Origin of the sequence: Paraburkholderia dilworthii (assembly GCF_000472525.1) — a bacterium.
Taxonomy (GTDB): Bacteria; Pseudomonadota; Gammaproteobacteria; order Burkholderiales; family Burkholderiaceae; genus Paraburkholderia; species Paraburkholderia dilworthii.
Genome location: NZ_AWZT01000082.1, coordinates 1 through 13,607 on the forward strand (window position 1 = coordinate 1; position 13,607 = coordinate 13,607).

A 13,607-nucleotide genomic window follows, 5' to 3' on the forward strand; every position below is an offset into this window, starting at 1 on the left:
GCGATCATATGCATGAATTCAATGCCGCTCAACAAGATGCGGGCACAACGAAAATCCTTGAATCCCAACATGGGTCGGGTACGGCGTTTGATCGCCCGATGGTCTTGTTCGACGATATTGTTGAGGTACTTGGCCTGGCGGAACTTGATGGGCGTTTCGCGCTCTGCGTTGATCGCGTGCAGTCCGGCCAGGTTGGCACCACTCTTGTCGATGGTTACGGTTTCGGGCNCGCCATTCTGATCGATGGCCTTCTCGAAGTACCGTCGGGCGGCTTCCTTGTCCCGCTTGGCTCGCAGCAGGAAGTCAACCGTGTTTCCGGCCTTGTCGACGGCGCGGTAGAGATATTTCCACGTGCCCCGGACCTTCACATAGGTTTCGTCCATCCTCCAGCTCTTGCCGACCGGGCGCTTGCAGCGGCGGAACGCCTTTTCAAGGACCGGCAATATCTTGATGGCCCAACGGTGCACCGTTGAATGGTCGACCTCGATTCCCCGTTCGCCCATCATCTCCTCCAGATGACGCAGACTCAGTGGATACGCGACGTACCAACGCACACACGTCAGAATCACCTCCAGTGGATAATGGAGGCGCTTCAGCACCTTGGCCAACCCCGGGTTCGGCATCTTCATCGATTCACTCATCAGCGACTCTGGATCAGTCGGATTCTACCGTCCGTCTCTTACTGCGACACAACCCCATACCGCTCGATAAACTCCCGACGCGGCGCCACTTCCTCACCCATCAGAATCGAAAACAGCCGGTCCGCTTCGATCGCGTCTTCGATTCTGACCTGCAGCAAACGCCGCGCCTCGGGATCCATCGTCGTCTCCCAGAGTTGCGTCGGATTCATCTCACCAAGCCCTTTATAGCGCTGGCGCGCGACGCCACGTCCCGCGTCCTCGAGCAGCCACGCCAGCGCCGACGGAAGATCGTTCACACTGCGTTCGCGCCGTCGCTCACCTTCACCTCGTTGGACCACGACGCCCTGGGGAAACTGGCTAGTCATTTGCAAACCGATTCGTGCAATCGTCTGAAAATCGGCGCTGCGCAGGACGTCCTGATTGATGACGCAGTGTTTGTCGTTGCCCAGATGACGGCGCACGACATGTAGCTGTGGATGAGGCGCACCGTCCCCGAACTTGACGATCACCGACGAATCGCGTAACCGCGCGGCGAGTCGCTGCCCGCTCTCGTGCGCGGCTGCCAGCGAATCGAGGCGGATCGACGATCCGTTGAATACCGCATCGAGCACGACGCGATCCATCGTGAACGAAAGCCGTTGCAAAGCGGCCTGTCCACGCTGACACTCGCGCGCGAGTGCGAGCAATGCATCCCCATCAATCGTCTCCCCGTTCGGCGCACTGCGCACGCTGCCACTCTCCAATGCGATTCCGAGCAGCCATTGCGAGAACTCCACGTCGTCCTTCAGGTATCGCTCGGTGCTGCCACGCCGCACCTTATATAGCGGTGGCTGTGCGATATACACGTAGCCGCGCTCGACCAGTTCGCGCATCTGCCGATAAAAGAACGTCAGCAACAGCGTGCGGATATGTGCTCCATCCACGTCGGCATCCGTCATGATGATGATGCGGTGATAGCGCAATTTGTCGAGACGAAATTCCTCGGTGCCGATGCCACACCCAAGCGCGGTGACGAGCGTCATGATCTCGCTCGACGACAACACCTTCTCATAGCGTGCGCGTTCCACATTGAGGATCTTGCCGCGCAGCGGCAGAATCGCCTGAAACGCCCGGTCCCGTCCCTGCTTGGCACTTCCTCCCGCCGAATCGCCTTCGACCAGATAGATCTCCGACTGCGCCGGATCGCGCTGCTGGCAGTCAGCCAGCTTGCCGGGCAAACCCGAGCCCGCGAACACCGACTTACGGCGCGTCAACTCGCGCGCGCGCCGGGCGGCATCGCGTGCCCGCGCATCGCCCAGGATTTTGTCGCAGATCGCATGGGCGTCCGCCGGATTCTCCTGCAGCCAGCCGGCCAACGCAGCGCCGACCACTTCCTCGACCGCCGTGCGCGCTTCCACGCTGACCAGTTTGTCCTTTGTCTGATTACCGAACTTCGGGTCCGGCAACTTCACGTTGATCACGCAGGCAAGGCCCTCCCGAAAGTCATCGCCGGTGAAATTGATGGTGCCCTTCTTCGTGAAGCCGTTGTCCTCGGCGTATTTACCAAGAACGCGCGTGGTCACCGAGCGCAAGCCGGTCAGATGGGTACCTCCGTCTCGTTGCTTGATGTTGTTGGTAAAGCACAGCGTCGCTTCACCGTACGCATCGTTCCATTGCATGGCGACCTCGACGCTCACGTCGGCCCCGCCATGGTTGCGGGTACCGCTCGCATGGAAGATCGTGTCGTGAATTGCGCGCTTGCCGTAGTTCGCGTATTGCACGAAGCCAGTCACGCCGCCTGCGCATGCGAAATCTTCTTCCTTGCCGGATCGTTCGTCGTTGAGTCGAATGATCAGCCCATCGTTCAGAAAACTGAGTTCTCGCAAACGCGCCGAGAGCACCTCAAAGCTGAATGAGCCGTGATGAAAGATCTCCGCCTCCGGCAGGAAATGCACGCGCGTGCCACGGCGATCCGCTGGCCCCGTCACGCGCGTTGGACTGATCGCGATGCCCGACTCGGTCTTGCTGACGATCCGATCCTTCACCGCGCCTTGCCTGAACGACAAAGCATGCGTGAAGCCGGAGCGCCAGACGGTCAATTCGAGCCAGCTGCTCAACGCGTTCACGCAACTCACGCCCACGCCATGCAGACCGCCAGAGACCTTATAGCTGTTCTGATCGAACTTGCCGCCCGCGTGCAATTCCGTCAGTGCGATTTCGGCGGCGGAGCGTTTAGGTTCGTGACGATCGTCGAATTTGACGTCGACCGGGATGCCCCGGCCGTTGTCTTCGACCGATAGCGAACCGTCCGCATGAACCGTCACCAGCACGAAATTGCAGTGACCGGCCATCGCTTCGTCGATGGCGTTGTCCACGACTTCGAACACCAGCTGATGCAGGCCCGAGCCATCTGCCGTGTCGCCGATATACATGCCCGGACGTTTGCGAACCGCGTCCAGTCCTTCGAGAATCTGAATCTGCGCGGCGGAATACTCACCAGCAGCCGGCGTAACGGGTGCGACAGGATTAGCCGACATTGAGATTTCCACTCAGGCGCGCATGAAATGCCTGACTACGTTCGTCAAGACCGGTGAACCGCACGTCGATGTCGTGCTGACGGTACTTCACCTGAATCGAATCCAGCGCGGCGACGGTGGACGCATCCCAGATCTGTGACTTCGAGAAGTCGATCGTGACGGAGCGCGGATCGCTCGCGTATTCGAAGCGATCCATCAGATCGTTGCTGCTGCCGAAAAAAAGTGGACCGTGCACTTCATAGCGCACGCTACTTTTGTCAGCAGACACCGTTCGCACCGTGCGGATCACATGCGCGACGCGGCGCGCGAACAGCACCATCGCGAGCAGCACGCCACCCACGACACCAAGCGCAAGGTTACCGGTGTAGACGGTCAGCGCGACGGATACCAGCATTACCGAGGTTTCCATTAACGGCATGCGCTTTAACGTGGCCGGACGCAGGCTGTGCCAATCGACGGTCTTTACCGCCACCACCATCATGACGGCTGCGAGCGCAACCATGGGAATGCGCGCCATCACTGGACTTAAGCCCGTCATCAGCAACAGTAGCGTGGATGCGGCCGCGAGCGTGGACACGCGGGTCCGCGCGCCGCCGATCGCGACGTTCACGACCGTCTGGCCAATCATCGCGCAACCACCTATACCGCCGAACGCGCCTGCGCACAGATTGCCGAGGCCGAGCGCCCACGATTCGCGCGTTTTGTTCGAGCGCGTCTCGGTCAGTTCGTCGACAAGTTTCGCGGTGAGTAGCGTTTCAAGCAGCCCGACGAAAGCGATGCTGATCGCCGTCTGCCAGACAATTTTCAGTGTGCCCAGATCGAATGGCACGCTCCAAGGCGTCAAACCCGGCAATTGCGTGGACACAGGATGATCGCCGCCCACCGTCGGCACCGTCCAGTGCAACGCGGCGGCCAGCCCGGTCGCTACGACGATCGCGATCAGCGGCGCAGGCACGGCGCGTGTCAGACGCGGCCCGATCAGAACGATCGCGATGGTGATTGCAAAGAGCACATAGACCGTGAATGGCTTGTCGATCACATGCGGTATCTGCGCGCTGAGGATTAGGATGCCGAGCGCGTTGACGAAGCCGAGCATCACCGAGCGCGGAATGAAACGTACGATGCGCGCGAATCCAAGGAGGCCGAACACGACCTGAATGAGACCGCCGAGCAAGACGGCCGGAAAAATATAGCCCGCGCCGTGCGCGTGTACCATCGGCCCGACCACGAGCGCGACGGAACCCGCCGCGGCGGTCACCATCGCGGGCCGTCCGCCGAACAGCGACGTGACGATCAGCAGGACGATCGACGCGAATAAAGCCGAACGCGGTTCGACGCCTGAAATGAAAGAGAAGGAGATCACCTCGGGAATCAGCGCAAGACTGGTCACCACGCCCGCGAGTACTTCTCGCAACAGCTCCGCGCGAGATGCGGGTAACGGGATGCGCGAGTTCACGCAAGGGGCTTCAGTGCTCCCCACAGAATTTGTCATGACTTTTACTCGGTATGGTTGAGACTTGGGACGCGACGCTTATCGACCCCACGGCGCGTATGGACACGGATCACGCGCGCACGATACAGCGAAAGCCAATATGACTCGTCGATGTGTCGAGTGTCTGACCCTGACGCGCAGCCGGGCGATAGCGCAGGCAGTAGCTCGGCGCGCAAAGGTGCGAGCCGCCCTTTACTACGTTGCGCACATTGGGATTGCTCAGACCGGACGACGGTACGCAACACGATTTCGTTTCCTCGACACCGGGTGCGTTGCCGTAACGGGTGGAGGTCCATTCCCAGACGTTGCCTGCAACGTCGTAAAGCCCGTAGCCGTTGGCCGGGTAGGCCTTCACCGGCGACGTGCGCTCATAGCCGTCGAGCGCCGTGTTCTGCCATGGGAATTCGCCTTGCCACGTGTTCGCCATCTGCCGCCCTTCGGGTGCGAACTCGTCGCCCCAGCAATAGGCCGCACCGTCGAGACCGCCGCGTGCCGCGTATTCCCATTCCACTTCATTGGGCAAGAGCTTCCCAGCCCATGCTGCATACGCACTCGCATCCGCGAACGACACATGCACCACCGGATGATCCGCAAGACCGGCGAGATCGCTCTCCGGGCCCTGCGGGTGACGCCAGTTTGCGCCGGGCACATAGGCCCACCAGTCGCGGTAGTCGCGCAGCCCGACGCGGGAATGAGGCTGCGTGAATACCAGCGAACCGGGAAGCAGCAGCGCAGGATCGGCATCCGGATACAGCGCCGGGTCCGGCTGCCGCTCGGAGAGCGTGAGATAGCCGGTTGCATCGACGAACGCGCTGAACTGCGCGTTCGTCACCGGATGCGGATCGATCCAGAAATCCGCCGCCATTGCGCGCCGCGCCGGACGCTCCTCGCGATAAAAAACATCGGAACCCATCGTAAATTCGCGGCCCTTAATTGGCACCATGCCTTCGGTGCAGTCCGTTTCCTTCGATGGCATCTGTGCCGCCGCCTTCACTTTGGAGCAGCAGCATGCACTCTTCGCGGGTTGTGTGTCCGTCATCGACGCGCTCATGGCTTCAGGAGTTAAAGACCGACTTCGGCACAAATCCCAGCTCGGAGCCCGGCGGGATCAGTTCCTCCTGCTTCACGCTTTCGTCGAATTCGCGCACGACGCGATGCGCATGCTGCATCACCCACCAGCGGACGTAGCGTTGATTGACAGCTTCACGTTCCTTCGGATCTTCCTGCAGATGCGTGATGCGCGCGAAGCCGAGCGGCAGTTCCGGATCGTGGAAATGCTGCTGGCGCTTGAAGTTGATCTTGAAGTCTTTCCACTTCACCGCATGCAGTTCGTCCTTGAGCCACACCATGCACGACTCGCGGTTCGAGGTCGTTTGCTCGCCGAGGAAGAACTGGGTCTGATCCTTGCCGTCGATAAGCCGGTCCTTCGGCGTTTCTTCGCCCGCAAAGTTGAGCAGCGTCGTGAACATGTCGGTGACGTGCACCATCTCGTTGCTTTCGACGCCAGCCGGAATGCGGCCGGGCCAGCGTGCGAGCAGCGGCGTACGGATGCCGCCTTCGGCCGAACTGAAGTACGAACCGTCGAAGAAGCCGCCCGTGCCGCGTCCTGCGAGATGATCTTCCGCGCCGTTGTCGCCGCAAAGAATAACGATTGTGTCTTCGGCGACGCCAAGACGGCCGAGTTCGTCGAGCAGCACGCCGAAGTCGTGGTCGAGCATCAACAGGCAATCGCCCCATTCACCGTTGGTGCTCTTACCGACGAACTCGTCGCGCGGCGACATCGGGAAGTGCATCAGCGAATGGTTGAAGTAAAGGAAGAACGGCTCGTCGTTCTTCACACAGCGCTGCATAAAATCAAGGCCGCGCTTCTGATATTCGAGGTCGCAGGTCTTCTTGGTCTCCATGGTGAGCTGCTCGTCGAGCAGCGGCTTCGTGCCTTGGCCCTTGAAACCTTCGTGCATGTGCGAAAAGCCGTCGCGCTCCGGAACATAGTGCGGGTCTTCGAGCCACATGCATTCGTCGTACGTGCGCAACGGGCCGTACCATTCGTCAAAACCGTGGTCGGTCGGGAATCGTCCTTCTTCCGCGCCGATGTGCCATTTTCCGAGGCAGGACGATTTATAGCCGCCTTTCGCCAGCAATTCGGCGATAGTGATTTCCCACGTAACGAGACCGCCACCGTTTCCGCCCAGCGCGATCGTGTGATTACCCGAGCGGATCGGATAACGGCCGGTCATCAACGCCGAGCGAGTGGGCGTGCATTGCGGCTCCACGACATAGTGCGTGAGTTTGGTGCCTTCCTTGCAAAATGCGTCGATGCGCTTCGTGTCCGCACCGCGCAGCTTGCCGCCGCCGTAGCAGCCGAGTTCACCCATGCCTAGATTGTCGACGTGGAAGAACAGGATGTTCGGTTTCTTGCTCATTACAAAAACTCCTTCGGATCGAGAGCGTTATTCCCCGCTCCCGGTTAGGGATACTGATCGGATTGATGCGTTGCTTTTTTTGTCGCCGTCAGAACGGACTCAGAGCAGTTCTTCTACGCCGTTCGGGCCCATTTCAATGCCAAAGCCTTCCACGCCTCCCGCCCCGAGTTCCGAGCCCATCGCCGCGAGCGATTCTTCGCGAATCAGATTTTTCAGGCGTTGAACCAGCTCGGTGAATTCGGGCATATCGAACATCGCGGCGGTGCGTGGACGGGGCAACGGCACGCGAATTTCTGCCTTGATGCGGCCGGGACGCGCTGTCATGACGTAGATGCGGTCCGACAGAAACACGGCTTCTTCGATATCGTGCGTGATGAACAGAACCGACAGTCGGAAGCGTTGCCACATGTTGGTCAGGATTTCTTGCATCACGGTTCGCGTCTGCGTATCGAGTGCGCCGAACGGTTCGTCCATCAGCAGCACCCGTGGGTTCGCCGCGAGCGCGCGGACGATGCCGATGCGTTGCTTCATGCCGCCCGATAGCTGGTCGGGGTAGTGATTCTCGAACGACAGCAGTCCCGCGAGTCCGAGCAACGTCCTGGCGGTGGCCCCACGCTTCACCCGAGAGACGCCGGCCATTTTCAGACCGAACTCGACGTTTTCCCTGACACGTAGCCAGGGGAACAACGAATACTGCTGAAACACGACACCGCGCTCGGCGCCAGGTTTCCTGATGGGTACGCCGTCGAGCGTGGAGATGCCGCGCGTCGGCTTCGTAAAGCCCGCGACGATGCTCAGCAACGACGACTTCCCGCAGCCCGACGGCCCGATCAGCGACACGAATTCATGGGGCTCGACCGTGATCGACACATCCTTGACGGCTTCGATCCGTGCCTCGCCCGAGCCGAAGACGACGCCGATATTGCGGCAGTCGACACGTCCCTTGTTGGTGTTGGTCATTTGCGCGCTCCGTTGACGTAGGCGAGCCACGGCATCGAGGTCTGGCCCACCAGCCGGATCAGGCCGCTGCAAAGCAGGCCCAGTGCGCCGATGGTGATCATGCCTAGCACGATCGCCGGATAATTGACGAGCGAGTAGGCTTCCCAGGTGTAATAGCCCACGCCGTACTGACCTGAAATCATCTCTGCCGCGATCAGCGAAACCCACGCGACACCCATGCCGACAGCGAGGCCAGTGAAAATATTGGGCAACACCCCGGGCAGGATCACATGCCAGAAGAGTTGCGCTTCACTCGCGCCGAGACAGCGGCCTGCGCGCATCAGCACGCCGTCGAGTGATTCGACGCCGTCCACCGTATTGAGCAGAATCGGATAAAACGCACCGATGAACGTGATGAACACGATGGAGGACTCGGTGGTCGGCCACAGCATGATCGACATCGGTACCCAGGCGATGGCGGGAATGGGGCGCAGCACTTCGATCGCCGGCATCAGCAATTGATTGACGATGCGATAGCGGCCGATCAACAGCCCCATGCCCACGCCGGTGACGACCGCGACCGCAAAACCAGCGAAGATGCGTCGCAGGCTATTGCCGACATCCTTGGCGAAGGTATCCGATCCGACAACGTGAACCGCTTCACGGAATACCTCAGAAGGGGTAGGGACATTCTGGAACCGGATATAGAACTGCACCCGGTAGCGCGTGCCGAGATACCACACCAGAAAAATCACACCAATCGACACGACCGCGTATGCAATCTTGATAGTGAGCGCCTGCGTGCCGCTCAACGCGGGCGCCTTGAAACGCCGGTTCTTTTGAGGTGCGCGCCCCGTTGGCACGGGATGCGCCGATGCCCCTTTCTTCAGTTCGAGAGAGGGTTCCATGTCATTTCCCTCCGCTGCCGAATGCGTCCAGTGCCTGCGTGTAGCTCACCACTTTTGCTCCCGACTTCTGCGCGCTCGCTTCGGCGTCGCGCTTGAGCAGGAAGGGCTCGACCTCGGGCGCCGCAGCGTTCCCGCCGCCGAGCGTGTAGAACGCGTCGTCTGCGAAGACTTTCAGGTCGAGCGACTTGTCCATCAAATACACCGCGTCGACCTTCTTGCCCTGCGCGCGATACTGGTTCACGCCTTCGAGCGTGCAGGCCGCCGAACTGAACGGCAGGACATCGCCGCCTTTCAGCCAGATCTGGCCCGCCTGCGACGGGTCACTCACCGGCACGTTGCACACGGTGTCCTTACCCTGTATCTGGTAGTTGGCGAAGCTCGCGAGTTGCGCATCGTAATTGCGGCCTGACTCCTTGAAGGCCGCGCGGACGAACGAATCGTTGACCCATGTGTCGATGTCGAGATCCTTCACCATGTTGAGCTTCTTGAGCACCGCATAGTCGGTCTTCAATGCCGCGATCCAGCGCGGTTTGATGGTGGGATCGAGCGTATCGATGCCGTTCGGGCCGAGGAAAATGTAGGCCACTTCCTTATCGACATTTGTCCACGACTGAATCTTTTCCGACGCCAACGCTGGGTTCTTGCGCACCCAGTCGTTCGCTTCCATCAACGCCCTGATATAAGCAGTCACGATCTCGGGATACTTCTGGCCGAAGTCCTTCCGAACCACGACTCCGTGAAACGTAGGCTGCCCGGTTTCAACGCCATCGAAAATTTTGCGGGCATAACCCCGGTAAGGCAGCAGCTCGGCGAAGGGGACGAAGTCGGCGTGTGCATCGACGCGCTTTTCCTGAATGCTCGTGCTGCCGACTTCGGGAGACTGGTTGGCGAGCGCGAAGTAGTCGCTCGGCAACTTGCGGCTTTGCAGGGCCGCGAGCAGCATTCCGTGCGCGGCGGAGCCAAACGGCACCGACACCCGCTTGCCTTTGAGATCAGTCAGGTCGTAATAAGGCGAATCCTTTGGAACGACCACGCCATTGCCGCCACCGAGCGCGTTGTAGGCGAGCACCGCGACGAGTTCCGTGTCGTTGTTCGTCGCGTGGCCGGTCGCGCCGTTTACGAGCAGCGGGTAGTCGCCCATCATGCCAATCTGCAGATTGCCCGCGATCATGCCGTTGGTAATCGGCGGCCCCGACGTCGCGTTCTGCCACGTGACGTTATAGGTGACGTCCTTGTACTTGCCCGTATGCGGCAGATACTTATCCAGCAATCCGAGTTGCTTGATAATGATCCCGCCCGTGACAGTGTTGGTCGTCGTGTCTTGCGTGCCGATGCCGATATCGATCGTTTCTGCGTGCGCGGCGGTTGCAAACGCCAGCGCGGAGCCCATCGCGATGAGTGAAGCACTGCATAGCGCGTGGCCTACCAAACCTCTGATTCGCATGATGTAACCCTAAAGATAAACTGACATAAGCGGTTCGTTGCCGCCCTTATCAGACAGTGACAACCGGACGCCTGACTTGCGCCCGCGCGTGGTCCAGCCACAATCCTCAACTTCGTGCACCGACTGCCTGCCTGTCGACGTGGACCTTGAACTGGAAAGCATCTCCTCGGTAATACAACTCCTCATACTCGAGCGGCATCCCTGCGCTCGTATGGATGATGCGTTCAATAAACAGAATCGGTGAGCCCTTTTCGATGCCGAGCACGTTGTGCAATTCTTCGGTGGCAAGGGTCGAGCACATGCGCAGATCGGCGTGACCCAATGCAATCTGGCAATCGTTTTCCAGCACCGAAAACACGTCGCGATTGGTGAGATCGGCGCGAGCGACACGCATGCCGATAGCCGACGGCAGATACGACACGTCGAGCGAAATCGGCGCGCGATTCAGGAACCGCAGGCGCCGCAATTCCGTCACGCGTCCCCCGCATTCGATCCGTTCGCGCACATGCTTGGGAGGCACGATCGTGCGCAGCGATAACACCTTCGAATGTGTTTCGTAGCCCATCTCGCGCATTGCTGTGCCGAAGCCTTGCAGGCTTCCGAGGTCCTGAAACGCGCGGGGCCGCGACACGAACGTCCCTTTGCCATGAATGCGAAAGATGAGTCCTTCGCTTTGCAGATTGCCGAGCGCCTGCCTGACCGTGATGCGGCTTACGTCGAATGCGGTCATCAACTCGCTCTCCGACGGCATCTGCTCGTTGGAGCGGTATGCGCCTTGCAAGATGCGATCGCGCAGGATGTCGGCAATCTGCATGTACAACGGACTCGGTCCATCCAGCTGCGTAGGTGCGCCCCCGCCGGATGCAGCGCTCGTTTCGGATAAGGTCGGATCGGCGGCGTTCATGTCAGTGGATATGACTCGTTATAACAAGATGGTAAAAATAAGGCAAAAGCTGTGCCAACGTTGGTTGCCTACAGAACGGGCGAAAGTCTGCCTTTTCGGTTTCTGCTCGCCCCATATGCGAACTTGGCTGCTATACTCGGTGCATCTACGTCTCGGTGTGGTGCATGCCCAGACATAAGTCGTATTAATTCACGCAAACGAATAAATCCACGCCAGCGTGTCGAAGCGAAGCAGCAACGCGAGTCCAATAGCAGTCGTGGTGAACGGCGCAACACGGGCTATCGTTCGACGCAATGGGGAGATCGAAACGTGCGAGCGCGCTGTGACATACGCCGCAAGGCATAACCCGGCTGTCAATGCGCCGAACAGAATCGTCACCAAGGAAACATCCTCTGGCGTCTTGCCGATCAGCAGGCCCGAATACGCCAGTACGTTGTCGACCGCTCCCGATGTCGCTACCGCTGCCACGGCGAGCACGCGACCCGTACTACCTGCCGATGACGTCAACGTTTCGCGACGCAGCGCGCTCTGAACATCGCGCTGGCTGTCTTGACTGAGCCCCCTGATCCGCGTCAATCCCACGATCAGCGGCGCGATTCCCGCGAGTCCAGTCCAAGGTGTGTTCGTCACCCACCCCGACTTCATGATCGAAATGGACAACGCGATCTGGACAGCCATGCTGATAAACTGTCCTGCCGCGATTTCCGCGGCGCGATAGCGCGAGTTGCTGAAATACGTCAGCAGCAGCGCGTAACCGTCGACATTGGTCGGCACGTATACAGCCGTCGCCGCGCATACCAAGGTGGGTAATGCGTCCAATCTTTTCTCCTTTGTTGACCCTGTCGACCCTGTCGACCCTGTCGTAAAAACGAGCGGATCAAAGCCGACTTCGCACTATATGCCAACGTGTCATAACAAGACATGATGTGTTCTAATAGGCAAATACGGTGCCAGGCGATAAACCATGGTTAGACCGGGGTGGCAACGCCATTTAACGTTCCGCTCAAGTGCATTGCGAAAACAGACTGGTGCCTCTGCGCATCTCTGCGGGGCGCATGTAGTCCGCCCGTTGTCATGTCACGACATGTCATTACCTAGTTGCGCTAAGTTTCGGAGCGCGCGCACGGTATAATTGATGAACATCACAGATGCACGATTGAGACTCCCGTGCCTGCCCGCTCATCGACCATGCAGAACAATCACGCCAAATTCGGGCCCGACTCGCCCATTCCGCTTTATCAACAAATCAAAGACACATTGCGCAGTGGGATTCTGGACGGCCACTATCTTCCTCATAGCCGCATGCCGTCGGAGAGCGAGCTTCAGGAAATGTTCGAGGTCAGCCGCATCACCATCCGGCAGGCGCTTGGCGATCTTCAGAAGGAAGGTCTGATCTTCAAGGTGCACGGCAAGGGCTCGTTCGTTTCACAGCCCAAGACGGTTCAGAATATTACGTCTTTGCAAGGGTTCGCCGAATCCATGTCGAGCGACGGCCACGAGATCGTGAACCGGGTGATCTCGTTCAATTTCGTCGCTGCCAGTGAAGAAGTCGCGGCCCGCCTCGCGATCGACGTCGGCGCCAAGGTTGCCGAGATCCATCGGGTGCGACTCGTCAATCGCGAACCGACGTCGTATGAAATCACGTTCCTGCCTGAAGCGCTCGGCAAGAAGTTGCAGCGTGCCGATCTCGCCACACGCGACATCTTCCTGATTCTCGAGAATGACTGCGGCGTGGCGTTAGGCAGCGCCGACCTGAGCATCGATGCCATTCCTGCACAAGCTTTCATCGCGCGTGCGCTGGAGTTGAGCAAAGATGCGCCGGTGTTGCGTGTCGAACGGCTCACCCACGACAGCCGTCATCAACCCATCGATTTCGAGTACCTCTATTTCAAGGGCGGTACCTTCCAGTACCGGTTGCGCGTAGACCGAAAGCGCTCTGTAAAATCCAGTCGTAAGAACGGATAGCGATAGTCGGTTCTCGCCACGTCATTCGTCTGCGCGTTTCTTTCTCCTCCAATTTCGCCCCATCCAGTCCAGTACAAGTCCGGCAAGCTCAAAGCTCGACTTGCACATAAGAGGCCAGTTCAAAAAGGCTACTCCATACGCCTGAAGATGTTCCAGCAGACAAGGGCGCAGCCGAGTTTCAAGAACGCTTCGTGAATGTCAGCTGGACGATCGAAGCGAATACGAAGGCGACGGAAGTTGTGGAGCCACGAGTGACTCCGTCCAACCACCCAGCGAAATTGGTTGTGTCGCAGTAAGAGACGGACGGTAGAATCCGACTGATCCAGAGTCGCTGATGAGTGAATCGATGAAGATGCCGAACCCGGGGTTGGCCAA

11 protein-coding genes and 1 pseudogene are annotated in these 13,607 nt (G+C 59.4%); 1 reads left to right on the plus strand and 11 read right to left on the minus strand.

All coding sequences use genetic code 11. From position 1 onward, the window contains the following. The 10 genes from F759_RS0133835 to F759_RS0133880 all read right to left on the minus strand — a co-directional run. Positions 1-629, minus strand: a 629-nt coding sequence (locus tag F759_RS0133835) for an IS6 family transposase (protein ID WP_027803700.1), incomplete at its 3' end; no start/stop codon positions are given. Positions 630-679: 50 nt separating this feature from the next. After that, complete coding sequence (gene gyrB, locus F759_RS0133840) at positions 680-3,157, minus strand: DNA topoisomerase (ATP-hydrolyzing) subunit B (protein ID WP_027803701.1); 2,478 nt, start codon at positions 3,155-3,157, stop codon at positions 680-682. Then, positions 3,147-4,649 (minus strand): SulP family inorganic anion transporter, encoded by a 1,503-nt coding sequence (locus F759_RS0133845; RefSeq protein WP_027803702.1) that lies wholly within the window; start codon positions 4,647-4,649, stop codon positions 3,147-3,149. Before F759_RS0133845 ends, gyrB begins: the two co-directional genes overlap by 11 nt. Positions 4,650-4,719: 70 nt before the next feature. Further along, entirely contained in the window at positions 4,720-5,688 is a 969-nt protein-coding gene (locus F759_RS0133850; protein WP_209440539.1) for a formylglycine-generating enzyme family protein, read from the minus strand. 16 nt (positions 5,689-5,704) lie between these two features. Next, positions 5,705-7,072, minus strand: a complete 1,368-nt coding sequence (locus tag F759_RS0133855; protein WP_027803704.1) for an arylsulfatase — start codon at positions 7,070-7,072, stop codon at positions 5,705-5,707. A gap of 99 nt (positions 7,073-7,171) precedes the next feature. Then, positions 7,172-8,032 (minus strand): ABC transporter ATP-binding protein, encoded by an 861-nt coding sequence (locus tag F759_RS0133860; protein WP_027803705.1) that lies wholly within the window; start codon positions 8,030-8,032, stop codon positions 7,172-7,174. After that, a complete protein-coding gene (locus tag F759_RS39485; RefSeq protein ID WP_051377558.1) occupies positions 8,029-8,919 on the minus strand; it encodes an ABC transporter permease in 891 nt (296 codons plus the stop codon). The genes F759_RS0133860 and F759_RS39485 overlap by 4 nt, the downstream gene beginning before the upstream one ends. 1 nt (position 8,920) lies before the next feature. Continuing rightward, on the minus strand, positions 8,921-10,363 hold the full coding sequence (locus F759_RS0133870) for an ABC transporter substrate-binding protein (RefSeq protein ID WP_084534434.1): 1,443 nt from the start codon (positions 10,361-10,363) through the stop codon (positions 8,921-8,923). Positions 10,364-10,469: 106 nt separating this feature from the next. Next, complete coding sequence (locus F759_RS0133875) at positions 10,470-11,267, minus strand: GntR family transcriptional regulator (protein ID WP_084534435.1); 798 nt, start codon at positions 11,265-11,267, stop codon at positions 10,470-10,472. A gap of 189 nt (positions 11,268-11,456) precedes the next feature. Next, complete coding sequence (locus tag F759_RS0133880) at positions 11,457-12,086, minus strand: hypothetical protein (RefSeq protein WP_152530778.1); 630 nt, start codon at positions 12,084-12,086, stop codon at positions 11,457-11,459. A 369-nt stretch (positions 12,087-12,455) separates the two neighbouring features. Between F759_RS0133880 and F759_RS0133885 the strand changes: the two genes are divergently transcribed. After that, positions 12,456-13,232 (plus strand): GntR family transcriptional regulator, encoded by a 777-nt coding sequence (locus F759_RS0133885; protein ID WP_027803709.1) that lies wholly within the window; start codon positions 12,456-12,458, stop codon positions 13,230-13,232. Between the two features lie 128 nt (positions 13,233-13,360). On the opposite strand, the pseudogene F759_RS41735 reads toward F759_RS0133885, so the two are convergent. Beyond that, a pseudogene (locus tag F759_RS41735) lies at positions 13,361-13,513 on the minus strand (IS5/IS1182 family transposase); the annotation flags it as partial. Positions 13,514-13,607: the final 94 nt, after the last annotated feature.